The organism is Nonomuraea sp. NPDC049624, assembly GCF_040675255.1.
Lineage (GTDB): Bacteria > Actinomycetota > Actinomycetes > Streptosporangiales > Streptosporangiaceae > Nonomuraea.
This window is the reverse complement of sequence record NZ_JBFAOR010000005.1, coordinates 429,995-453,296: the sequence shown is the minus strand read 5'-3', so window position 1 is coordinate 453,296 and position 23,302 is coordinate 429,995. Positions and strand designations below refer to the sequence as shown.

20 protein-coding genes are annotated in these 23,302 nt (G+C 72.3%); 5 read left to right on the top strand and 15 right to left on the bottom strand.

The window, feature by feature from the left end; all coding sequences use genetic code 11:
• Window positions 1–72: 72 nt before the first annotated feature.
• From AB0J76_RS23045 to AB0J76_RS23020, 6 genes are all read right to left on the bottom strand, one after another.
• On the bottom strand, window positions 73–1,047 hold the full coding sequence (locus tag AB0J76_RS23045) for a BadF/BadG/BcrA/BcrD ATPase family protein (protein ID WP_352326805.1): 975 nt from the start codon (window positions 1,045–1,047) through the stop codon (window positions 73–75).
• Window positions 1,047–2,306: a 6-phospho-beta-glucosidase gene (locus AB0J76_RS23040; RefSeq protein ID WP_352326806.1), complete on the bottom strand. Its 1,260-nt coding sequence runs from the start codon at window positions 2,304–2,306 to the stop codon at window positions 1,047–1,049. The genes AB0J76_RS23045 and AB0J76_RS23040 overlap by 1 nt, the downstream gene beginning before the upstream one ends.
• A complete protein-coding gene (locus AB0J76_RS23035) occupies window positions 2,303–3,193 on the bottom strand; it encodes a carbohydrate ABC transporter permease (RefSeq protein ID WP_352326807.1) in 891 nt (296 codons plus the stop codon). Before AB0J76_RS23035 ends, AB0J76_RS23040 begins: the two co-directional genes overlap by 4 nt.
• On the bottom strand, window positions 3,190–4,131 hold the full coding sequence (locus tag AB0J76_RS23030; protein ID WP_364390392.1) for a sugar ABC transporter permease: 942 nt from the start codon (window positions 4,129–4,131) through the stop codon (window positions 3,190–3,192). Before AB0J76_RS23030 ends, AB0J76_RS23035 begins: the two co-directional genes overlap by 4 nt.
• Before the next feature lie 6 nt (window positions 4,132–4,137).
• Entirely contained in the window at window positions 4,138–5,469 is a 1,332-nt protein-coding gene (locus AB0J76_RS23025; RefSeq protein WP_352330748.1) for an ABC transporter substrate-binding protein, read from the bottom strand.
• Window positions 5,470–5,533: 64 nt separating this feature from the next.
• A complete protein-coding gene (locus AB0J76_RS23020) occupies window positions 5,534–6,730 on the bottom strand; it encodes an ROK family transcriptional regulator (RefSeq protein WP_352330747.1) in 1,197 nt (398 codons plus the stop codon).
• 341 nt (window positions 6,731–7,071) lie between these two features.
• Here AB0J76_RS23020 and AB0J76_RS23015 point away from each other — a divergent pair, with 341 nt between their 5' ends.
• The 4 genes from AB0J76_RS23015 to AB0J76_RS23000 all read left to right on the top strand — a co-directional run bounded on the left by AB0J76_RS23015 (window position 7,072) and on the right by AB0J76_RS23000 (window position 12,770).
• The gene (locus tag AB0J76_RS23015) at window positions 7,072–9,237 is read left to right on the top strand and encodes an ATP-binding domain-containing protein (RefSeq protein ID WP_364390390.1); all 2,166 of its coding nucleotides are present in this window, start codon (window positions 7,072–7,074) and stop codon (window positions 9,235–9,237) included.
• Window positions 9,238–9,770: 533 nt separating this feature from the next.
• Window positions 9,771–11,432, top strand: coding sequence for an apolipoprotein N-acyltransferase (gene lnt, locus AB0J76_RS23010; protein WP_352324929.1), 1,662 nt, complete (start codon window positions 9,771–9,773; stop codon window positions 11,430–11,432).
• Window positions 11,429–12,175, top strand: a complete 747-nt coding sequence (locus AB0J76_RS23005; RefSeq protein WP_352324930.1) for a polyprenol monophosphomannose synthase — start codon at window positions 11,429–11,431, stop codon at window positions 12,173–12,175. Before lnt ends, AB0J76_RS23005 begins: the two co-directional genes overlap by 4 nt.
• 97 nt (window positions 12,176–12,272) lie before the next feature.
• Window positions 12,273–12,770: an FxsA family protein gene (locus tag AB0J76_RS23000; RefSeq protein WP_352324931.1), complete on the top strand. Its 498-nt coding sequence runs from the start codon at window positions 12,273–12,275 to the stop codon at window positions 12,768–12,770.
• A gap of 5 nt (window positions 12,771–12,775) precedes the next feature.
• Here the strand turns inward: AB0J76_RS23000 and AB0J76_RS22995 are convergent, their stop codons facing one another.
• From AB0J76_RS22995 to AB0J76_RS22955, 9 genes are all read right to left on the bottom strand, one after another.
• Entirely contained in the window at window positions 12,776–13,789 is a 1,014-nt protein-coding gene (locus tag AB0J76_RS22995) for a DUF2804 domain-containing protein (RefSeq protein ID WP_352324932.1), read from the bottom strand.
• A 23-nt stretch (window positions 13,790–13,812) separates the two neighbouring features.
• Complete coding sequence (locus AB0J76_RS22990) at window positions 13,813–15,216, bottom strand: NAD-dependent succinate-semialdehyde dehydrogenase (RefSeq protein WP_352324933.1); 1,404 nt, start codon at window positions 15,214–15,216, stop codon at window positions 13,813–13,815.
• Window positions 15,209–15,874, bottom strand: coding sequence for a GntR family transcriptional regulator (locus tag AB0J76_RS22985; protein ID WP_352324935.1), 666 nt, complete (start codon window positions 15,872–15,874; stop codon window positions 15,209–15,211). Before AB0J76_RS22985 ends, AB0J76_RS22990 begins: the two co-directional genes overlap by 8 nt.
• Before the next feature lie 14 nt (window positions 15,875–15,888).
• Window positions 15,889–17,049, bottom strand: coding sequence for a mandelate racemase/muconate lactonizing enzyme family protein (locus AB0J76_RS22980; protein WP_352324936.1), 1,161 nt, complete (start codon window positions 17,047–17,049; stop codon window positions 15,889–15,891).
• A gap of 7 nt (window positions 17,050–17,056) precedes the next feature.
• Window positions 17,057–17,875: a carbohydrate ABC transporter permease gene (locus AB0J76_RS22975; protein ID WP_352324937.1), complete on the bottom strand. Its 819-nt coding sequence runs from the start codon at window positions 17,873–17,875 to the stop codon at window positions 17,057–17,059.
• Window positions 17,869–18,753: a sugar ABC transporter permease gene (locus AB0J76_RS22970; protein ID WP_352324938.1), complete on the bottom strand. Its 885-nt coding sequence runs from the start codon at window positions 18,751–18,753 to the stop codon at window positions 17,869–17,871. Before AB0J76_RS22970 ends, AB0J76_RS22975 begins: the two co-directional genes overlap by 7 nt.
• Window positions 18,750–20,108 carry a sugar ABC transporter substrate-binding protein gene (locus tag AB0J76_RS22965; RefSeq protein WP_352324939.1) on the bottom strand — a complete coding sequence of 453 codons (1,359 nt, stop codon included), beginning with the start codon at window positions 20,106–20,108 and terminating at the stop codon, window positions 18,750–18,752. The genes AB0J76_RS22970 and AB0J76_RS22965 overlap by 4 nt, the downstream gene beginning before the upstream one ends.
• A gap of 30 nt (window positions 20,109–20,138) precedes the next feature.
• Window positions 20,139–21,263 (bottom strand): alcohol dehydrogenase catalytic domain-containing protein, encoded by a 1,125-nt coding sequence (locus AB0J76_RS22960; RefSeq protein ID WP_352324940.1) that lies wholly within the window; start codon window positions 21,261–21,263, stop codon window positions 20,139–20,141.
• Between the two features lie 76 nt (window positions 21,264–21,339).
• The gene (locus AB0J76_RS22955) at window positions 21,340–21,975 is read right to left on the bottom strand and encodes a TetR/AcrR family transcriptional regulator (protein ID WP_352324949.1); all 636 of its coding nucleotides are present in this window, start codon (window positions 21,973–21,975) and stop codon (window positions 21,340–21,342) included.
• 75 nt (window positions 21,976–22,050) lie between these two features.
• Here AB0J76_RS22955 and AB0J76_RS22950 point away from each other — a divergent pair, with 75 nt between their 5' ends.
• Window positions 22,051–23,301, top strand: a complete 1,251-nt coding sequence (locus AB0J76_RS22950; RefSeq protein ID WP_352324941.1) for an MFS transporter — start codon at window positions 22,051–22,053, stop codon at window positions 23,299–23,301.
• The last annotated feature ends 1 nt before the right edge of the window (window position 23,302 follow it).

The window sequence follows — 23,302 nt, the reverse complement described above, 5'->3', positions numbered from 1 at the left end:
CCCCCCGCAGGGACCGGCGCCCGCGTCCGGGGCACGTACCCGACGAGCGGCACCCGCACGCCGGCGGCCCGGTCAGCGGGTGACCGGGAGCGCGAAGTGCGAGCGCAGCCGGGCCAGCGCGGACTCCGGAGCGCCCAGGTGCTCCAGCCCCAGCAGCGCCGCCCCCGCCACCGGCGGCAGGTCGGCCACCACGAGCTCGGCCTGCGGCGCCCTGGCCGCGAACGCCGACTCCAGCAGCGGCGTCAGCAGCGGGTCCCGGGCCGCCAGCATGCCGCCGCCGAGCACCACCTCGACCGGCGTCCCCAGCAGGCCGAGCCGGCGCAGGCACACCTCGGCCATCACGGTCACCTCCTCGGCCTGCCGCTGGACCAGCGACCGGGCGACCGCGTCCCCGGCCGCGGCGACGGCCAGCACGCCGGGGGCCAGCTCGTGCAGCCGCCCTTCGTCCACGCGCCCGAAGTGCAGGTCGAGCACCAGCTCCTCGACGGTGGCCGTGCCGAAGTGGGCCGTGACCAGCTCCGCCAGGGCCGTCGGGGCGCCGCGGCCGTCCTCGGCGCGCACGGCGTGCCACAGCGCCTCCTCGGCCACGCCCTGGCCGCCGCCCCAGTCGCCGCTGATCCGGCCGAGCGAGGGGAAGCGGGCGACCTGCCCGCCGGGGGAGACGCCGACCGCGTTGATGCCCGCGCCGCACACCACCGCGACCCCCCACGGGGCCGACGTGCCGGCCCGCAGCAGCGCGAAGGTGTCGTTGCGCACCACCACGTCGGCGAACCCGCGGGCGGCGAACTCGGCGGCCAGCGCCTCCTCCTCCACCGGGAAGTCGGCCCCGGCCAGGCAGGCCGACACGTGGCCGAACGCCTGGGCCGGCAGGCCGCTGCGGGCCGCCGCCTCGGCCACCACGTCCACGGCCGCCGCCACGCCCGCGCTCTGCGGCTCGAAGGGGCCCGCCCGGCCGGTCGCGACCACCTCGCCGTCGTCCGCGACCACCGCGACGTCGGTCTTGCTGTTGCCGCCGTCCACGGCCAGGAGCAGCCGGGAGCCCGCCACTAGCCCACCGTCCAGGGCAGGTGCTCGCGGTTGGCCGCCAGCAGCAGGCCGGTCAGCTCCTCGGCGACGTCGTCCTGGCCGATCAGCGGGTGCGCCAGCAGGGCGTCGCGCACGCGGTCCGCGCCGCCCCGGCGGGCGGCGTCCAGGGCCAGGGTCTCGTACGCCGACACGTGCGCGATCAGCCCGGCGTACAGCGGCTCGACGGGCGGCACCGGCAGCGGCGCGGCGCCGGCGGCGGTGATGGCCGCGGGCACCTCGATGACGGCGTCGTCGTCCAGGAAGGGCAGGGTGCCCTGGTTGCGCACGTTGACGACCTGGGCGTCGCCCCGGTCGCCGAGCAGCGAGGCGATCAGCGCCACCGCCGACTCGGAGTAGAACGCGCCGCCCCGCCGGTCCAGCAGCTCCGGCTTGGTCACCACCGACGGGTCGCCGTACATCTCCAGCAGCCGCGTCTCCATCTCCGCCACCTCGGCGGCCCGGGACGGCTTGGCGCGCTGCTCGCGCACCACCGCGTCGTGGGCGTAGAAGTAGCGCAGGTAGTACGACGGGATGACGCCGAGCCGCCGGATGAGCTCCACCCGCAGCCCGAGGGAATCGGCGATCTCCTCGCCGGCCCGGTCGATGATGTCGGGCAGCACGTCCCGGCCGTCGAGATGGACCGAACGCTCCCAGCTCAGGTGGTTCAGCCCGACGTGTCCCAGCGAGATGCGGCCGGGGTCGACGCCCAGCCCCGCGGCGAAGCGGCGCTGGAAGCCGATCGCGACGTTGCACAGCCCGATGGCCCGGTGGCCGGCGTCGAGCAGCGCCCTGGTGACGATGCCGACCGGGTTGGTGAAGTCGATGATCCAGGCGTCCGGGGCCTGCCGGCGTACGGTCTCGGCCAGCTCCAGCACGACCGGGACCGTGCGCAGCGCCTTGGCCAGGCCGCCCGCGCCGGTCGTCTCCTGGCCCACGCAGCCGCACTCCAGCGGCAGCGTCTCGTCGACGTTCCTGGCCGCCTGCCCGCCCACCCGGAGCTGGAACAGCACGACCTGGGCCCCCGCGACCCCCTCGGCCACCGAGGAGGTGGCCAGCACGCGCGCCGGATGCCCGGCGTGCGCCAGCATGCGCCGCGACATCCCCGACACCAGCTCAAGACGGGACGGATCCGGATCGATGAGGGCGATCTCCGTCACGGGCAGCTCGTCACGCAGCCTCGCGAACCCATCGACCAGCTCCGGCGTGTACGTCGAGCCGCCCCCGACCACGGCGAGTTTCAACCCTTCACTCCTGTCAAGGTCACGCCCTCGATGAAGACTTTCTGGGCGAGGAAGAACACGATGATCACCGGGGCGGTCACCAGCAGGGTGGCGGCCATGGTGAGGTTCCACTGGACGCTGTGGAACGCCTTGAACGTGGCCAGGCCGAGCGAGAGCGTCCAGCCCTCCTGCTCGACGCCGGCGTACAGCAGCGGGCCGTAGTAGTCGTTCCAGCAATAGAAGAACTGGAACAGGGCGACGGCGGCGACCGCCGGACGGGCCATCGGCAGGATCACCCGCACCAGCGTCCTGAAGTCCGAGCAGCCGTCCACCTTCGCCGCGTCGATGTACTCGCGCGGGATGGTGATCAGGAACTGGCGGAGCAGGAAGATCGAGAACGCGTCGCCGAACAACATCGGCAGGATCAGCGGCCACAGGCTGTCGGTCAGCCCCAGCCGGGCCCACACCAGGTAGATCGGCACCGCGATGACCTGCGGCGGCAGCATCATGGCGGTGATCACCAGCAGGAACGCCGCCCGCCGCCCCCGGAAGCGGAACCGGGCCAGCGCGTAGGCCACCGGGATCGAGGAGGCCAGCGTGAAGACCGTGCCGAGGCCCGCGTACAGCAGCGTGTTGATCCCCCAGCGCAGCAGCTTCGACTTCTCGAACACCACCACGAAGTTGTCGAAGTTCCACGTGCGCGGCCACAGGTCGCCGGTCAGCGCCTGCTCGTCGGTCATCAGCGCGGTCAGCGTCAGGAACACCACCGGCGCCAGGAACATCAGGGCCAGCACGATCGCCGTCGCGTGCGTGGCGACCCACATCAGCGTGCGCCGCCGCCGCGCCCTGACCCCCTGCCGCCGCGCGGGGGCCGCGGGCGGGGCGGGGGCGGTCATGGTCGCGCTCATATCGCCTCCTCGGCCCGGCGGAACTGCCGCAGCAGGATCAACGTGAAGATCATCGATGTGGCGAACAGCAGCAGCGCCAGCACGCACGCGTAGCCCATCGTCCAGTCGCGGAAGCCCGACTGGAAGAGCCACTGAGGCAGCGTCAGCAGCGACTCGTCCGGGTAGCCGGGGGTGAAGGTGGAGCCGGGGGAGTCGGTCGAGCCCGAGGCCACCCGGGAGGCGATCATCGCCTGGGTGAAGTACTGCAGGGCGTAGATGACGTTGGTGACCAGGGCGAACATCAGCACCGGCGCGATCGTCGGCAGCGTCACGCTGCGGAACTGCCGCCAGGCGCCGGCGCCGTCGATGGCGGCGGCCTCGTACAGGTGCCGGGGGACGTCCAGCAGCGCCGCCATGAAGATCACGGCGAGCTGGCCGCAGCTCCACAGCGACAGCAGCGTCAGGCTCGGCTTGGACCAGGCCGGGTCGCCGAACCAGTCGGGCCCGTGGATGCCGAACAGGGCCAGGAACTTGTTCCACGGCCCGGTGGCCGGGTTCATCAGGAAGACGAAGGTGATCGTCCCGGCCGCCAGCGGGACCAGCGACGGCAGGTAGAAGATCGTCCGCAGGATGCCGACGCCGGCCTTGAGCCGGACCACGAGCTGGGCCAGGGCCAGGGAGAACAGCACCGTGGCCGGCACCATGATCGCCACCAGCCACAGCGTGTTCTTGGCCGACATCGCGACCCGCGGGTCGTGCAGCAGGTAGGCGTAGTTGTCCAGCCCGATGAACTCCGGCGTGCTGGTCATGTCGTAGCGGTAGAAGGAGAAGTACACCGTGGACAGCAGCGGATAGACGAAGAAGATCGACACTCCGGCGATCCACGGCGACAACCACAGCAGGGCGCGCAGGCCCTCGCCGCGCCGCCTCGGCGGCGCGGCGTGGGGGGAGGAGGCCATCGCCGATCAGCCCCCGGACAGCTTCAGCTTGTCGTCGATCTGCTTGTCCACGCCCTTGAGCCCGGCGTCGAGGTCGGTGACCGCGCCCTTCTCCCACTTGACGACGAAGGTCGCCAGCGCCTCCTGGTTGAACACGCTGTTGACGCTCGGCGGCAGCGTCGAGGTCTTGGGGTGGGAGAAGACGTCGAGGAAGGTGGCGAAGTTCGCGTCCTTGGTCAGGTCGGGCGATTCCATCGCGGCCTTGGTCGTGGGCACGTTGCGCAGGGCGTTGGAGAGCGTCACCAGCGAGCTGGTGTCGGTGGTCAGGTACTTGACCAGCTCCCAGGCCTGCTGCGGGTTCTTGGCGCCCTTGGGGACGCCGATGACGGTGCCGGCGGTGAAGCCGCTGCCGTACAGGTCGGGCTTGTCGTCGGCGACCGGCAGGGGAGCGGTGGCGTAGTCGAGCTTCTTGGCGTCGTTGGCGATCATGGCGTTGCGCCATTCGCCGTCCAGGACCATCGCGATCTTGCCCTTGTAGAACGGGTGGTCGGCGCTCCACTCGTCGCCCAGGCTCTTGCGGAACTTCTCCAGCTTGTCGTAGCCGTACCAGTCGATGAGCTCCTTCTGCCAGCGCAGCAGGGCCTTCCACGCCGGGTCGGTGCCGATGGCGGAGGTGCCGTCGGCGTTGTACCAGGTGGCGCCGACCATGGGGGCCAGGTGGCTCGGGCTGTTCTCGTAGTACTGCGTGCTGGGGACGAACCCGGCCACCTTGATGTCGCCGTTCGCGTCCCGCACGGTCAGCTTCTTGGCCAGCTCGGCCAGCTCGGTCAGCGTCTTGGGCGGCTGGTTGCCCTTCATCAGGGCCTTGTTGTAGTAGAGGCCGTACGCGTCGGCCAGCAGCGGCAGCGTGCACTGCCGGCCGCCGAAGCCGGTGTAGGAACGTGCCACCTCGGGCAGCACCGACAGGTCGATGCCGTCCTGCTTGATGACCGGGGTGAGGTCCTGGAACGATCCCGACCTGCACCACTGGGCGACGTTGTCGGTCGTGAAGGAGGCCGCCACGTCCGGCGCGTTGCCGCCCCGGATGGCCTGGGTGATCTGGTCGTCCTGGACGCCCTTGGTGGCCTTGACGGTGATCTGCGGGAACTTGGCGTGGAACCCGGCGATGGCCTCCTCGAACGCCTTGACCTCGGCGTCGGTGGAGAATCCGTGCCAGAGCTGGATGGTGGCCGCCGGGAGGGCCGCGGAGGCCGAGCCCGAGGGTCTGGGCTGGGAGCCGAGCGAGGGCCCGGCCTCCCTGCCGGCGGTGCAGGCGGCGAGCGCGAGGATCGCGACGGCCGCCAGGGGGACGAAGCGCACGGGGGGTGCCTCCTACCGCTGGGGGATCATGAAGGGAGGGTGGAACGGGATGGAGAAAGAGGCTCTAGGAAGGGACGGTCGAGCTGAAGACCTCGTCGCGCACGGTGTCCAGGGCCAGGTCGAGCGCCCCGGCCAGCACCGGGTTGCCCTCCACGTGCGACAGCCGCACGACGGGGCGGGGGATGGTGAGGGCGTGCAGCTCGTGCTCGACCAGCTCGCGCAACGGCTCGCCGCCCGACAGCACGACGCCGCCGGTCAGCACGATCAGGCCCGGGTCGATGACGGAGGTGATGGCCGCCAGGCCCACCGCCAGGCGGGCGGCGATGTCGCGCAGCCCCGCCTTGGCGTCGTCGGCCTTCTGCCCCGAGCCCTCCGAGACGCGTACCGCCTTGGCGATGGCCTGGCGGAAGTCGGTGCCGTGCACGCCGTAGGAGCGCAGCAGCCGCAGCACGGCCGGGCCGCCGGTGAGCGCCTGGTAGCCGTGGTTGGCGTAGCGGCCGGCCTCGCGGGCGGTCGGCGCGCCCGGGGTCGGCATGTAACCCACCTCGCCCGCGCCGCCGGTCGCGCCCCTGTGCATGCGCCCGCCGAGCACGATGGCCGAGCCGATGCCCTCGTCGGCCCACAGCAGCACGAAGTCGGAGTGCCCGCGCGCCGCGCCGTGCGCCTGCTCGGCCAGGGCGACGAGGTTGACGTTGTTCTCCACGTCCACGGCCGTGCCGAGACCCGCGCTGAGGGTGGGCACGAGGTCGTCGATCTGCCAGCCGGGCACGTCCTTGGCGGCGGCGTAGCCGAGCCGGCCGGTGGCCGGGTCGATCGCCGCCTGCACGCCGATCACGACCCGGTGCAGCTTGTCCGGCGGGTTCGCGCCGGCCAGCGCCGCGCCCAGCCGGTCGACCAGCTCGCCGCCCGGCCGCCGGGGCGTGGGCAGCGTGTACGAGCCCACCACGGTGCCGGTGATGTCGGCGACGCGGGCCTCGATGCGGTCGGGGGTGACGTCGAGGGCGCCCACGTAGGCCGCCGCCGGGTTGATCCGGTAGACCTCGGCGGTACGGCCCGGCAGGCCCTCCCTGATGCCGTCCAGGACCACCAGCCCGGCGTCCTGGAGGCGCGACAGGAGCTGGGAGGCGGTGGGCTTGGACAGGCCCGTCAGCGCGCCCAGCTCCGGACGGGTCAGCGACCCGCGCTCGAGGAGCGCCCGCAGGGCCGCGCGGTCGTTGATCGCGCGCAGCAGGCTGGGCGTTCCCGGAACCGGACCGCTCATCAGGAGGACCCCTTCGACGAAGTTAGGAAACTTTCCTAACTCGAGAACATAGGGAGTTCTCCCATGCTGGTCAAGAGGGCGAAACCAAGCCGTGACCCGGAAGGGGGAAGGGAAGATGGGAGTGCCTCGACAGGCGTGCTAATGTCATCGTTTGTCGCAACAACAAGCAGAATGGCCCGGAGTGTCCCATTAACCACAATAATGGTCAGGCGGCAACTCGTCAAACGGAGCTCGCCAAGGAGCAGTCCTACGTCACCGGTCTGTACGACCGCCTCGACGAGCTGCGCGAGCGCACCCAGCGCCGGCTCAAGGAGGTGCTGGCCACGGGTGCCGTCGGCACGATGCAGAACAGATCCGAGCGCGACTCCTTCGCCGACATGTACGCCGGGCGCCTGGCCCGGCTCTGGGCGGTGGAGCGCGGCCTGGTTTTCGGCCGGCTCGACCACGTCGAGGAGGGCCGCCTCTACATCGGCAAGCTCGGCCTCACCGACGACGAGCAACGCCGCCTGCTCATCGACTGGCGCGCGCCCGTCGCGCAGCCGTTCTACCGCGCCACCCCCGCCGCGCCCATGGGCGTGACCAGGCGCCGCCACCTGCAGACCAGGGAACGCAGCGTCGTCGGCGTCGACGACGACCTGCTCGACCTCGACGCGCTCACCGACGACGATCGCGCCACCCTCAACGGCGAGGCCGCGCTGCTGGCCGCCCTCGACGAGCGCCGCACCGGCCGGATGCGCGACATCGTCGCCACCATCCAGGCCGAGCAGGACCGCGTCATCCGCAGCGACCTCAACGGCGTCCTGGTCGTGCAGGGCGGCCCCGGCACGGGCAAGACCGTCGTGGCCCTGCACCGGGCCGCCTACCTGCTCTACACCCACAGGGAGCGCCTGGAGCGCCGCGGCGTGCTCATCCTCGGCCCCAACCTCACCTTCCTGCGCTACATCGAGCAGGTCCTGCCCTCGCTCGGCGAGACCGACGTGCTGCTGTCCACCGTGGGCGAGCTGTACCCCGGCGTGACCGCCACCCGGCGCGACCGTCCGGAGGTGGCCGCGGTCAAGGGCGACGCGCGGATGGCCCAGGTGATCGAGCGCGCGGTGCGCGAGCGGCAGAAGGTGCCGCGCAAGCCCGTCGAGCTGACGGTGGGGCGGCTGACGCTCACCGTCGACCGCGCCATGCTCGACGCGGCCAAGAACAAGGCCGTGCGCTCGCGCCGCCCGCACAACCAGGCGCGCGCGGTGTTCGTCAGGTCGCTGCTGAACGCGCTGGCCCGGCAGCAGGCCCGCAAGATCGGCAAGGGGCTCATCGACGACGACGAGCTGGCCGACCTGCGCGAGGAGCTGCGGACCGAGCCGGTGGTCAAGGCGGCCCTCAACCGGCTGTGGCCGTACCTGACGCCCCAGCGGCTGCTGCTCGGCCTGTACGGGTCACCCGAGCGGCTCGAGGCGGCGGGGGGCGTCCTGAGCCCCGCGGAGAGGGCGCTGCTGCGCCGCGACTCGGCCGAGTGGACCGACGCCGACGTGCCGCTGTTGGACGAGGCCGCCGAACTGCTCGGCGACATCGACGAGCACGTGCTGCGCGCCTCGGCGATGCAGGCCGAGGAGGAGCTGGCCGCAGCGAGGCAGGCCGAGGAGCACCAGCGCGAGGCCGAGCTGGCCTACGCGCGCGAGGTGCTGGAGCTGACCGGCCTGTCCGACGTCATGGAGGCCGAGCGGCTGGCCGAGCGCCAGCGCGGCGACGGCCCCTACCTCACCACCGCCGAACGCGCCGCCGCCGACCGCACCTGGGCCTACGGGCACGTGATCGTGGACGAGGCGCAGGAGCTGTCGCCGATGGCCTGGCGGGCGGTCATGCGGCGCTGCCCGACGCGGTCGATGACGATCGTCGGCGACATCGCCCAGACCGGCTCGGCGGCGGGGGCGCGCTCGTGGGCGCAGGTGCTCGACCCGTACGTGGCCGGGCGCTGGCGTCAGGAGCGGCTGGCGGTCAACTACCGCACGCCCGTGGAGCTCATGGAGGTGGCCGCGCGGGTGCTGGCCACCATCGACCCGGCCCTGCAGGCGCCGACGTCCGTGCGCGAGCTCGGCGCGCGGCCCTGGTCGGCGCCGCTGTCCGCGCTGCCGGAGCTGGCCGGGGCGGAGGTCGCGGAGGGCGGCAAGGTCGCCGTCGTGGTGCCCGACGCGCTGCTGGACACGCTCGGCGCGCGGCTGGTCGCGGCCGTGGAGGGCGCCGCGGTGGTCACGCCCGGCGCCGGACGGGCCGCCGGGGCCGCCGCCCTGGACGCGCCCCTGGCGGTGATGGGCGTGGCCGACGCCAAGGGCCTGGAGTTCGACTCGGTGATCGTGGCCGAGCCGGACCTCATCGCCGCCCAGTCGCCACGCGGGCCGAGCGACCTGTATGTTGCTCTGACCCGTGCCACGCAACGGCTGGGCGTCGTCCACGAAGGGCCGTTGTCGCAGGCGCTGTCGGGCCTGCCGGGCAGGTCCCCGACGTCGGCAAATGGGCTTTGACCCGCTTTGCGATGGCAGGCCGAACATGTCCCACCTGCGGAAACTTGATGTTCCCGCTGATCGGGACACGGTTGACATCTGAGGTGGAGTCGGTAGTTTGCTGCGCAGTCCAGCACGGGACTTGGCCGGTTGGCCGTCTCTGACATCGCCGGATCCTGCGTCCGTGACGGAGCGTGACTTCGTCCACACAGCCAGGTGCAGGGCCGTCGGTCCGTCGAGTCGGGGCACCCCAACCGGTTGGGGGGTTGGACCCGGGACGGGTCCGGGAGCCCAGTAGACAACGGAATTCCGCGCTCGCCGCCGACGAGACGGGTCCGGTCCGAAGGGTTTCCGGGCCCTCTTCCCGCTCTCGTGCGCAGGATCGCGGATCGCGCCGGGTGATCCCGTCCCTAACGGGATCACCCAGCCGGCCGCCTGTGAGCGGCCGTTCTCGATCTCCATTTTCGATCTTCGCGTGCGCCGCCGGCCTGAGCGCGGCCCCGGGGCGGTAGCGTTTTCGCAAGCAGGCGTGCGATTTTGCGAGGAGACCCGGCGTGGTTCAGGACAAGACGAGCGTTCCGCCCGTCCCCGGGCGCGAACCGGCTCCCGAGGCGGAGGCCGCCGACGGCCCCGCGGACACCGTCTCCTCCGCGGTCGAAGGCATCGGCGCCCGGGGCGAGGGCCGGCGGGTCCTGGCCGCGCGGGTCGCCGCCATGGTCGCCGGCGGGCTGCTGCTCTACACCGCCTTCCCGCCGCTCGACTGGTGGCTGTGCGCGCCGATCGGCATCGGGCTGATCGTCGCCGCCCTCTACCGCGCCCGTCCCCGGCGCGCCGCGTGGCTGGGCTATCTGGGCGGCGCCGTGTTCCTGTTCCCGACCCTGGCCTGGGTGCGCACGATCGGCGACGACGTCTGGGTCATGCTGGTGGCCACCGAGAGCGTGTTCTACGCCGTCATGGCCGCCCTGGCGGCCCTGGTGTTCCGGCTGCGGCTGTGGCCGCTGTGGTTCGGCGCGCTGTGGGTGATGATGGAGTGGATCCGCAGCCTGGTGCCCGTCGGCGGCTTCCCGTGGGCGCGGGTGGCCTTCAGCCAGGGCGAGTCGCTGTTCACCTCCTACGCCGCGCTGGGCGGCGCGCCGCTGGTCTCCTTCGCCGTCACGCTGTGCGGCGCCCTGCTGGCCCACGCCGTCCTGGTGCGGCCCGCCGCCCCCGTGGGCAGGGCCGTGAACCACGTCGTGCGCAGGGCCGTCCCGGTGGCCGTGGCGCTGGCCGTGCCGCTGCTCACGCTCGTCCTGCCGAGGCCGGGCGACGAGGGCCGCTCGATCAACGTCGGCATCGTGCAGGGCAACGTCCCGGGGCGCGGCATGCACCCGCTCGGCGACGAGCCGGCCGTCGTCCTGCGCAACCACGCCGAGGAGACCAAGCGGCTGGCCGACGCCGTGCGCGCCGGGGCCCTGCCGAAGCCCGACATCGTCGTCCTGCCCGAGAACTCCACCGACATCGACCCCTACACCAGCGCCTTCGCCCGCCAGGTCATCGACGAGTCGGTCAAGTACGTCGGCGTCCCCACCCTGGTCGGCGCCGTCGTGGCCATCGGCGACGAGCACCGCGCCACGCGCAGCCTGGTGTGGGACCCGGTGAGCGGTCCCGGCGCCTACTACGACAAGCAGCACCTGGTGCCGTTCGGCGAGTACACGCCGTTCAAGGAGATCGTGCTGGCCCTGTGGGAGCGGGCCAACCTGGTCGGCCGGCAGTCGGTCGCGGGCACCAGGCCGGGCGACCTGAAGCTCGGCCCGGTCACCATCGGCGCGGTCAACTGCTACGAGGTGGCCTACGACGACACCGTGCGCGGCACCGTGCGCGCCGGCGGCACCCCGCTGGTGGTGCAGACCAACAACGCCAGCTACGCGCTGTCCAACCTGCCGCCGCAGCAGCTCGCGATGTCCAAGCTGCGGGCCGTCGAGCACAACAGGGCCGTCGTCACGGCCGCCACGACCGGGATCTCCGCATATGTCACGCCTGACGGTAAAGTCTCCTGGCAGACCCGTGAACTTGTCCCTGACATGAACGTGGTCAAGGTGCCCGTACGCACCCAGGAAACGATCGCCACAAAGGTGGGCGACCTTCCTGAATGGGCATTGATGTTGATGGGAGCGGTGGCTGTCGGAGTCGCCGCACGGCGCGGCAGGCGAGGCGACCGAATGGGGAACGGCTCATGATGGAGACTGTCGGCCGGGTGCTCGTCGTCGTCCCGACCTACAACGAGCGCGACAACCTGCCCGCGATCGTCGAGCGGGTGCGCGCCGCCGTGCCGGACGCCCACGTGCTGGTGGCCGACGACAACAGCCCCGACGGCACCGGCGCGGCCGCCGACGCGCTGGCCGAGGCCGACGAGCACGTCCACGTGCTGCACCGGCCGGGCAAGCAGGGGCTCGGCGCGGCCTACATCGCCGGCTTCCGCTGGGGCCTGGGCGAGGGCTACGACGTGCTGGTCGAGATGGACGCCGACGGCTCCCACCAGCCCGAGGAGCTGCCCAAGCTGCTGCAGGCGCTGGCCGACGGCGCCGACCTGGCGATCGGCTCCCGCTACGTGCCCGGCGGCAAGGTGGTCAACTGGCCCCACCGGCGCGAGCTGCTGTCCAAGGGCGCCAACATCTACACCCGGGTGATGCTCGGCCTGCCGGTGCGCGACGCCACCGCCGGTTTCCGCGCCTACCGGGCCGCCACGCTGGAGAAGGTGGGCCTGGCCGGGGTCGAGTCGCAGGGCTACTGCTTCCAGGTCGACCTCACGCTCCGCACGTCCAGGCACGGGCTGCGGGTGGTGGAGGTGCCGATCACGTTCGTCGAGCGCACGGTCGGCAAGAGCAAGATGAACGGCAAGGTCATGTCCGAGGCGTTGTGGCGCATCGGCATGTGGGGCGTCACCGGCCTGCCCCGCCGCCTGCGCCGCACCCGCGGCTGACCGGCGGCTGACGGGCGCGTGAGGATCCGCGTCCAGGAACGCGCGCGGCCCGCCGGACGTTGTTCCTGATGTACGTGTGCGCGGAATCGAGGAAACGATGCGGCTGCTGCTGTTGCTGGCCCTGCTGGGCGTCCCGGTGCTGGAGGTCTGGCTGCTGATCCAGGTCGGATCGATGATCGGCGGATGGCCGACCGTCGGCCTGCTGATCGCGGGCAGCCTGCTGGGCGCCTGGCTGGTGCGCCGCGAGGGCCGCCGGGTCTGGCGGCGTCTGCAGGCGGCCCTGTCGGAGGGCCGGGTGCCCGACCGTGAGCTGGCCGACGGCGGCCTGGTGCTGGCCGGCGGCGCCCTGCTGACGATCCCGGGCTTCTTCACCGACCTCGTCGGCTTCGTCTTCGTGCTGCCCTTCACCCGGCCGCTGATGCGGCGGCTGGCGTCGTCGTTCTTCGACCGGCGGATCAAGCGGATGGCGGCGGCCTCGCCGTACGCGAACGTGTTCCCGCCGGCGCCCGGCGTGGACCGGGCCCCGCAGGGCGGCAAGGTCGTGCACGGCGAGGTCATCCACGGCGAGGTCATCCGCCACGACCGGGACGCCTGAGGGCGCTACCAGCGCCGGTAGACCTCCTCGGCCCAGCCGTACAGGCCGTCGACCGTGACGCTCGCGCCGTCGTCGGCGACGACCGTGCCGCGGTAGTGGCCGAACGCCTGGGCCTCCTGGCTGCGCATGTAGAACGCGCGCCGCACGTCGGCCTCGCGCACGTGCTCGGGGACGAACTCCAGGTCCACGCGCTCGCCCTCGATGCGCCAGGGCGCGCGCCAGTCGGTGGTGTCGTACCGCCAGACCAGCTCCTCGCTGATCTTGTGCAGCCGGCCGTCGAGGATCAGGCCGTTCTCCACGCTGCCGGTGCCGTCGGTCCACTTGCCGCCGATCTGCAGGGCGACGTCGCGGCCGCCGGGCCGTCCGGCGGCCGCCCCCCAGTTCCAGCGGATGTCGCCGGGCCAGCGCCCGCGCCCGAGGTCGAGCGTGGCCAGGGCCTCGGCCGGGTCGAACTCGTAGGTCAGCCCGCCCACGCGCACGGTGCCCTCGGCGGGCCGGCCGACGTCCTTGACCGTGTACTGGAAACGGCGGGGGCTCCAGGGCACCACGACCGACAGGCTCTCGCGGCCCGGCACCCGGCGCACCAGCACGTCAGCGGCGATCTCGGCGGACTTCAGCCGCAGCCGGGTGCCGTCGGCGGTCTCGTCGACGCTGATGCGGACCGGGCCGGCGCCGATGCGCACGCTGCCCTCGCCGCCGCGCTCGGAGAAGGACACGCCCCTGGCCGGGACGAGCAGGCCCCGGCTGGAGACCTGCTCGCCGGTGCGCCGGTCGAGGAAGAACGCCGACTCGCCGGCCAGGTAGTCGAGGCTGCTGGCGCTGAAGGCGAACACGTGGCCGGGGCTGGTGACGCACCAGTAGTCCCAGCGCATGGTGCGGCCCCAGCCACGGATGTTGGCGCGGTGCAGCGGGGTGCGGCTCCAGCCGACCGCGGCCGGGTTGAGCCGGCCGTCGGGCAGGCACAGGTCGACCCGGCGGGTGATCTCGCGCTCTGCGACCGCGCGCGGGCTCGTCTTCATCGTGCTCTCCGTCGTGCTCTCCGTCATCGTCCCAGCCCCACGCTGAGGTACTTGTACTCCAGGTAGTCGGCCACCCCGTGGTGGCCGCCCTCGCGCCCGTAGCCGCTGCTCTTGACCCCGCCGAACGGCGCCTGCGGCGGCGCCAGCGGGCCGCCGTTCACGGTGACCATGCCGAACTGCAGCTCCTCGGCCACCCGCAGGGTCCTGGTCAGGTCGTTGGTCCACACGTAGGCGGTCAGGCCGTACGGGGTGGCGTTGGCGCGTTCGACGACCGTGTCGCAGTCGTCGAACTCCAGCACCGGCGCGACCGGCCCGAACGTCTCCTCGCGGCAGACCAGCATGTCCTCGCTCACCCCGCCCAGCACGGTCGCCGGGTAATACGTGCCCGCCCCCTCCGGACGCCGCCCGCCGGTCAGGACGGCCGCGCCCTTCGTGACGGCGTCCTCGACGTGCCTGCTCACCTTGGCCACGGCCGCCTCGTCGATGAGCGGGCCCAGCTCGGCCGCCCGCGCCTGGCGCACCAGCTCGTCGGTGAAGGCGGCGGCCAGCGAGGAGTGGACGAAGAGGCGGTTGGGCGAGGTGCAGGCCTGCCCGGCGTTGAGGAACTTGCTGCGGGCCACCGCGCGGGCGGCGGCGACCGGGTCGGCGTCGGGGAAGACCAGCACGGGCGCGTGCCCGCCCAGCTCGACGCTGAGCCGCTTGACGTCGTGGGCGCTCTGCCTGATCAGCTCGCGGCCGACCTCGGTGGAGCCGGTGAAGGACACCTTGCGCACTCGCGGGTCGGTCATCACCGCCTGCCCGAACGCGGCCGGGCGGGACGTGGTGACCAGGTTGAACACGCCCGGCGGCAGCCCGGCCGCGACGAACGCCTCGGCCACCGCGATCGCTGACAGCGGGGTCTGCTCGGCCGGCTTCAGCACGACCGTGCAGCCGGCGGCCAGCGCCGGGCCGAGCTTGCGGGTGATCATCGAGACCGGGAAGTTCCACGGGGTGATGCCCGCGACCACGCCGACCGGCTCGGGCAGCAGCCAGATGCGGTTGCCCTCGTGCGCGCCGGGCACGGTCTCACCGTACAGGCGGCGGGTCTCCTCGGCGGCCCACAGCAGGTGGTCGGCGCCCGAGAGCACCTCGCCGGTCGCCTCGGCGAGCGGCTTGCCCTGCTCGGCCGTCATGATCGCGGCGATCCGGTCCGCCCGCGCGGTCAGCTCGCCGGCGGCGGCCCGCATGAGGCCGGCGCGCTCGTGCGCGGGCATGGCCCGCCAGCCGGGCAGCGCCGCCGCGGCCGCGTCGATCGCCTGCGTGGCCAGCTCGGGGCCGCAGTCGGCGACCTGCGCCAGCGGCTCGCCGGTGGCGGGGGAGCGGACGGTGAAGGTCTGGTCGGCCTCCTGCCATGCGGCTCCGATGAGAGCCCTGCGGGTGTCAGCCATGTGTCTCCTGGATTCCTTCGATGAGGGCCTTCATGGCGGCCATCTCGTGCGCGTGCTGCAGCCTGCCCGCCAGCGGGATGTCGCCCTCGACCAGGGCGTTCCTGATGGCGATGTGCTCGGCGTGCGACTTGGGCAGCCGCCAGGGCACCAGGCGGAAGCCGCGCTGGGCGGTCTCCGTGCGGGCCCACAGGCTCTGCAGCATGCGGTGGGTGAGCTTGCTGTGCTCGGTGTCGCACAGCAGGGAGTGGAAGCGCCGGTTGAGGCGGGCGAAGGCGGCGACGTCCTCGCGGGCGACGGCGGTCTCGCACTCGGCGAGCACGGCGTCGACCTCGGCCAGCCGCGCGCCCTCCAGCGGCACGCCGCCCAGCTCCAGCGCCAGCGCGGTGAGCGCGGCCCGGACGCTGTAGAGCTCGCGCACGTTGGCCACCGTGAGCTCGGCGACCACGGCGCCGACGTGCGGGCGCTCGACCAGCCAGTCCTCGGAGCAGAGCTGCTTGATCGCCTCGCGCACGGGCGTCTCGCTGATGCCCACGGCCTCGGCCACCACCCTCGTGGTGATCTTCGTGCCGGGAGGCGCCTGGCCACTCATGATCAGATGTTTGATGTGCTCCGCCGCAAGATCCGCCTTGGTGCGGAAGGGGGAACGCGATTCGGCCATGGTTGAGGAGCCCTTCAGACCCGCTGGACGGTGAGCGGCTCGATCGCCGCGTGGTCCAGCTCTACACCGATTCCGGGCCCCGTCGGAACGGCGACGAGACCGCGGGAGTCGGGCAGCAGCGGTTCGGTCAGCATGGCGTGGAACACCTCCGGGACGATCACCGGCGGATCGTAGGGGTACTCCAGCCAGTCGCAGTTCGGCAGCGAGGCGCAAAGTTGCAGGTTGCCCGCCACGCCGAGCCCGGTGGCCCAGGCGTGCGGGATGACCTTGCGCTGCCGGGCGGCGGCCATGGCGCCGAAGTCGCGCAGCGCGCCGATCTCCTCGCTCTCGTTCGCGTCGGGCTGAAAGATGTCGAAGCAACCATCCTCCAGCATGCGCACGAGCTGGCCGATGCCCCGGTTGTGCTCGCAGCCGGCGATCGGGATCGGCGAGGCCGCGGTCAGCTCGCACAGGGCGCGGTAGTCGTGCCGGGGCAGCGGCTCCTCCAGCCACGCCACGCCCAGCCCGGCCAGCTCCCTGGCGGTGGTCAGGGCGCGCTCGAAGTCCCAGATCAGGCGGGTGCCGTCGGGGGCGTAGCGCCAGCGGGCGGCCGCCTGGTTGGCGTCCACCATGATCGCCACGTCGGGGCCGACCGCCTCCCGCACGGCGGCGACCTGCCGCACGTCCTCGGCGACGGTGGCCGCGTGCACGCGCAGCTTGATCCCCTGGAAACCCCGTTCGACGGCGGCCAGGGCGTCCTCGGCCCGCTGCCGCGGGTCGCGGAGCTCGCCGAAGCTCGCGTACGCGCGGACAGCTCCCGAGTGCCCGCCCCAGAGCTTGTACAGCGGCTGCCCGCAGGCCTTGCCGACGGCGTCCCACACGGCGACGCCGACGACCCACGGCCGGGGGAAGACGTACTCGGCCACGTACCGCAGCCGGTTGGCGACGTGCGTGGTGTCGAAGGCGTCCAGGCCGACGAGCTGCGGGCGGATCCAGCCGCGGATCGCCTCCAGCAGCATCGGCCCGGTGCCGTGGCCCATGTCGCCGCCGGACACCCCGACGATGCCCTCGTCGGTCTCGACCTCGACGATGACCGCCGACATCGCCCGGTGCGCGCCCTCCGGGGCCCATGACGGCACGAACGGCCGGGGATAGGGCAGCTCGATGACCCGCGCGCGGACGTCTGTGATCCTCATCGGCTCCTCACCCCTTGGTCGCGCCGTCCGCGAGACCCTTGATCAGGTACTTCTGCACCAGCAGCGCGAAGACCACCACGGGCAGCACGGTCAGCACGCCGACCGCGGCCAGCGGCCCCCACATCCCGCCCTTCTCGGTGTCGGCCGCGATCCCGGCGATGGCGACGGGGATGGTGACCGCCCGGTCGTTGGTGAGGATCAGCGCGAACAGCAGTTCCTCCCAGGCCAGGATGATGCAGAAGATCAACGTCGAGACCAGGCCGGTCAGGCTCGTCGGCACGATGATCCGGAAGAACGCCCCGAACCGCGAGCAGCCGTCGATCATCGCCGCCTCCTCCAGCTCCTTGGGCAGCCCGCGGAAGAAGGCCCGCATCAGCCACACCACGTACGGCACCAGGAAGGTCACGTACGCCAGGATCACGGTGATGTACTGGTCGGTCAGCCCGAGCTTCCTGGCCACCAGGAACAGCGGCACCACCAGCGCGATCGGCGGCACCGCGCGCGAGGCCAGGATCAGCCCGCCCACCACGCCCGCGCCGCGCATCCGCAGCCGCGACAGCGCGTACCCGGCCATCGAGCCGGCGACCATGGAGATGGCCGAGGCGCCGGCCGCCACGATGACCGTGTTGACCATGCGGGGCAGGATGCGCGCCTGCTGGAAGTAGCTGACGTAGTTGTCGAGGGTGAACTCGCTCAGCCAGCGCGGCGGCACCGTGAAGATGTCCCTGGGCAGCTTGAACGAGATCGAGACCATGTAGAGCACGGGGAACAGGAAGGCCAGCGTCACCAGGACGGCCCCCGTGACGGCCGCGTACCGTCTCACCATCGGTTCTCCAGACGCCGGGTCACGCGGAACAGGACAAAGGTGATCAGCATCGTCAGGACCAGGACGATCGTCGCCATCGAGGAGGCCGAGCCGAACTCCAGGCTCCGGAACCCCTTCTCGTAGATGTAGAGGTTGATGACGTTGGTCGAGTTGCCCGGCCCGCCCCTGGTCGCGGCCAGCGCGATGTCGAACATCTTGACCGCGCCCAGCCAGCGCACCACGAACGCGGCGGCCATCACCGGCACCAGCAGCGGCAGCGTGATGCGCCGCAGGATCGCCCAGCGGCCGGCGCCGTCGGAGCGGGCGGCCTCGTACACGTCGCCGGGCAGTGCCATGATCCCGGCCGAGGCGATGAGCACCACGAACGGCGTCCAGCGCCAGGTGTCGATGACGATCAGGCTGACCATGGCCAGCGCCGGGTCGCCGATCCACTCGACGGGCCCGACGCCGACCAGGCCGAGGGCGTAGTTGACCACGCCCCACAGCGGGTCGAGCAACATCCGCCACACGCCGCCGGCGACCACCGGCGCCACCACCATCGGGATGAGGAACAGGGCGCGCAGCACGCCCCGCCCCCGCCAGGCGACGTTGAGCAGGAACGCGATGGCGAACCCGAGCACCATCTGCAACGGCAGCGCGATCACCAGGTAGACGCCGGTGACCCGGAGCGAGTCCAGGAAGCCCGGATCGCGCAGCACGGCCTCGTAGTGCCGCCAGCCGACCCACCCGGACGGCTGGAAGGAGGCCAGGTCGAAGTCGGACACGCTCACCCAGGCCGTGTAGAGGATCGGGTAGAGCAGCATGCCCGCCAGCAGCAGCAGGGCGGGGGCCAGGAAGAGCCAGGCCGTGCCCGGCTCTCCCAGTCGGGCACGCCTCACTGGTTGTAGCCCTTGGACGTCAGCAGGTCGCCGATCTCCTTGGCGGCCTGGTCGATCGCCTGCTGCGCGGTGGCCTGCCCGGACATGGCCCGGCTGGTCTGCAGCGCCAGGATCTGCTGCACGGCGTCGGACTCGGGGAGCCTGGGCCGCCACATCTCACCCTTGGAGACGACCTCGTAGCCGTCCTTGAGCGCCTTGTAGACCGGGACGGCCCACTCGGCCGGCGGCGTGCCGTCGAGGCTGGAGTTGCGGGCGGGGAAGGTGCCGAACGCCTTGCCGGTGAACTGCTCGCCCTCCTTGGAGGTCACCCACTGCAGCCAGGTCCAGGCGGCGGCCGGGTGCGTGGACTTCTTGGAGATGCCCGCCGTCCAGATCCCGCGGTGGGCGCCCGGCGCGGTCGATCCGGCGGGCAGGGTGGTGAGGCCCACCTGCTCAGGGGTCAGGGTGGTGGTCTCCTTGTCCACGGCGGTGCCCTTGTAGACGCTGCCCCACATGAACATGGTGGCCGTCTTGCCCTGCCGGAAGGCCTCCAGCGGCTCGTTGAACTGGTACGTGCTCGCCCCGGGCGGCGCGTACTTGAGCAGGTCCACCTGCGTCTGCAGGGCCTTGACGCCCGCGGGGCCGCCGAAGGCGACCTTCGTGCCGTCCAGGATCTTGCCGCCGTCGGAGTTGAGCACGGTCTGCCACACGGTGGGGGTGAGCGGGTCCTTGGTGAAGTACGTGCCCACGGCCCAGGAGTCGGTCCTGCCGTCGCCGTCGGTGTCCTGGACGAGTTTGGGGGCGTCCTTGAAGTACTGCTCCCAGGTGGTCTCGGCGGTCGGCTCGGCCACGCCGGCCTTCTTGTACAGCGACTTGTTGTAGAACATCAGCAGCAGGTTGGAGCGCACGGGCACGGCGTACTGCTTGCCCTCCCACTCCCCGGCGGCCAGCGGCGAGGGGTTGAAGTCGGCCCAGTCGTAGCCGGGGTCGTTCCACTTGGCCAGCTCGGGGCCCTTGAGGTCGTACAGGGCGCCGGTCTTGGCCAGCTGCGGCAGCCAGGGGTCGTCGGCGAGCACCACGTCGTAGGTGGCGGTGGTGCCGGTCAGCTCCAGCATCGTCTTGGGCAGCTGGTCGTTGTAGGGGATGCCGTCGACGGTGACCTTGATGTTCGGGTGCTTCTTGGCGAACTCCGGCACGAGCTTGTCCTGCCACTGCTTGGCGAAGGCGTCGTTGGCGATCACGCGGATCGACACCGGGGCCTGCGCCGTGCCGAGGCCGCCGCCGTCGGCCGGGACCTCCTGCGACGACGAGCCGCAGGCGGCGACGCTGAGCGCGAGCACGGCCGCGGCCGTGACGAGCCGGGTGTTGGTCAACACGGGTGTCCTCCCGGAGGGGAATGGGGGATTTCAGGCGGAGGGGTCGACGGCGAGCTTGACGACGTCCCGGCCGTCCAGCGGGTGGCCCGAGCCCAGGGCCTCGAGCGCCTCGCAGACCCGGCCGAGCGGCACGCGGTGGCTGACCACGCGCTCGAAGGGGCTGCCGCCGCGTTCCAGGATCGTCAGCGCCTGGTGGTAGCGGCGCTGCATGTCGGGGCCGGCGCCGTAGACGCCGGCGATGGTGAGGTCCCGCTTGAGCAGGTCGCTGTAGGGATTGACGGGGACGGCGCCGCGGTCGGTGAAGTTGCCCAGCTCGGCCAGCACGCCGCCGTCGGCGACCAGGCCGAGCGCCTCGGTGAACGCCTCGGGCGAGCCCGCGGTGCCGATGACGGCGTCGGCGCCCGCGCGTCCCAGTGCGTCGAACACCGCCCGGCGGCGCCCGGCGGGTCCTTCGCCGAGGCCGACGACGGTGTCCGCGCCGAGCAGCGCGGCCAGCTCCAGGCGGGCGCCCGGCGCGCCGACGGCGACCACCCTGGCCGCCCCGGCGGCGCGGGCGGCGACCACGGCCATCAGGCCGATCGCGCCGACCCCCTGGACCACGACGGTGGAGCCGATCCGGATCGCGGAACGTTCCACGCCGTGCAGGGCCACCGACAGCGGCTCCTGCAGCACGGCGACCTCGGCGGGCAGCTCGGTCCGGTAGAACACCGTGCCCGCGTTCGAGGCGTACAGGTGGGTGGCGAAGCCGCCGGTCAGGTACGGCGGCCGGTCGGCGGGGGAGGCGAACCCGTAGGACGGCCGCCGGTCCGGGCAACTGCCCGGCCTGCGGCGCACCTGGCACTCGAAGCACCGGCCGCAGCTCAGCGACGGGAAGACGCCGACCCGGTCGCCGACGGCCACCGGCCGGCCCGCGTGGTCGGTCGCGACGCCGTCGCCGAGCGCGGCCAGCCGGCCGACGATCTCGTGCCCGAGCAGCGCGGGGAACCGCACGCTGGCCAGCCGGCCCCGGTAGATGTGGGCGTCCGTGCCGCACATGCCGCACAGCTCGACCTCCAGGACGAACTCTCCCGGACCGGGCTGCGGCAGGCCGTACTCGCGCACCTCCACCGCTCCCGCGACGTCGGTGACGATCGCCGCGCGTGCCGTCGCGTCCATGCACCGCCTCCTGCATTCTGCTTTCTATAGAATGTGGAAGACGCTAGTTCGTCCGGTTTTGTACGGTCAATCCTTGTTACCGGAATGTTTCTGAGGCCACGTCCACGAAGTAGGCCCGCAGCAGCCTGCGTCCTTGCTCGATCATGGCCGGATCGCCCTGCGGCGTCGCGGAGAACGTCAGGTACAACACCGCCGCCGTGGACTGGATCGCCAGCCGCATCACCCGGTACGGATCCGGCAGCGCCGGCAGCCCCGCCTCCTCCAGCGCGAAGTGGTAGAGCCGCTCGGCCAGCACGTCCCCGCTCTCCCGCACCCGCCCGGCGGGCAGGAACGACGGGCCGCCCGGCCGGGTGTCGGCGAAGTCGACCACGGTGAAGCCCGGCACGCTCCTGCGCATCTCCACCGTCTCGGCCAGCACCAGCTCCGCCGCCCGCGGCCAGGTCAGCGGCGGCTCCTCGGCGACCCTGGCCCGCAGCCGGGCCAGCAGCACCTCCAGGTTGCGCAGCGCCAGCTCGCGCAGCATGCCCGGCTTGCCGTCGAAGAACTGGTAGATCGTGCCGGAGGGCACACCGGCGCTCCTGGCGACGTCGGAGATCGTCAGGGCGTCCAGGCCGACCTCGTCCAGCAGCCGGGCGCAGGCGTCGAGGATGCGTTCGACCCTGTCGATGCTGCGTCGCTGGACCGGTCGCCGCCGGATGCCGGGGTTCTCCACGAACAAGTCTTAACATAACGACCTGTCATGTTCTAACGTGACATCCTCTCACGTTCCCCCCCAGGGAGGACCTGCATGGCCGAACCGCGCCTCGCGCCTGACAGACGGGTGTCCGCGGGCTGGATGTCTCTGCTGGCGCTGGCCCAGATGGGGGTCATCATGGCGATGACCGTCGGGAACCAGATCCTGCTCCCCTCCCACGTGGCACGCATCGATCCGCAGCACAAGGAGGCGTCGCTGGCGGTGGTGTTCGCCGTCGCCGCCGTCTGCACGATCGTGGCCAACCCGCTGTTCGGAGCTCTTTCCGACCGCACCCGCGCCCGGATGGGCCGGCGCCGTCCCTGGATCGCGGGCGGCGCGCTGGTCTGCGCCGCGTCCCTGGTCTTCCTGTCCCGCCAGGACTCCCTGGCCGGGCTGGTCGTCGGCTGGGCGGTCGCCCAGCTCGCCTTCACCGCCGCCCTGGCCACCGCCATCGCCACCGTGCCCGACCAGGTGCCGATCAGCCAGCGGGGCAAGGCCTCGGCGCTGGCGGGCGTGGGCCAGCTCGCCGGGCCGCTGCTGGGCGGCGTCGTGGTCACCGTCGTGGCGACCGGCTCGCAGGCCGGGTTCCTGGCGATGGCCGTCCTGGTGCTGCTGCTGGTGCTGCCGTTCAGCCTGTTCACCAAGGAACCCGCGAGCGCGCCGGCCGACCTGCCGCCGTTCGGGCCGCGCTCGCTGCTGCGCAGCTTCAAGGTGAGCCCGCGCAGGCACCCCGACTTCGCCTGGGCCTGGCTGAGCCGCTTCCTGATCACCCTCACCCTGGCCATGGCGATCGGCTACCTGCAGTACTACCTGCGCGACGGCGTCGGCTACGAGGCGCTCTTCCCCGGCTCCACCGTCGAGCAGGGCGTCGTGGTGCTGGTCGCGGTCTTCACGCTGAGCAGCGTCGCGCCCACCCTGGTCGCGGGCTGGTTGTCGGACCGGTTCGGCAACCGCCGCACGGCCGTCTTCGTCGGCGGGCTCACGATGGCCGCCTCCGGGCTCGTGCTGACCTTCCTGACCAGCTGGCCCGCCGCGATCGCCGCCAGCGTCCTGCTCGGCGCCGGCTACGGCATGTTCGCCGCCGTGGACCAGGCCATGGTCACCCAGCTCCTGCCCGCCGACGCCGACCGCGGCAAGGACCTGGGGATCGTCAGCCTGGCCAACTCCGCCTCCAGCACGTTCGGGCCGGTCATCGCCGCGCCCCTGGTCACCTCCGCGGGCGGCTACCCGCTCATGTACGCCGTCGCGGCGGCCTTCGCCGCGCTCGGCGCCTGCCTCATCTGGAGAATCCGCAGTGTCCGATAAA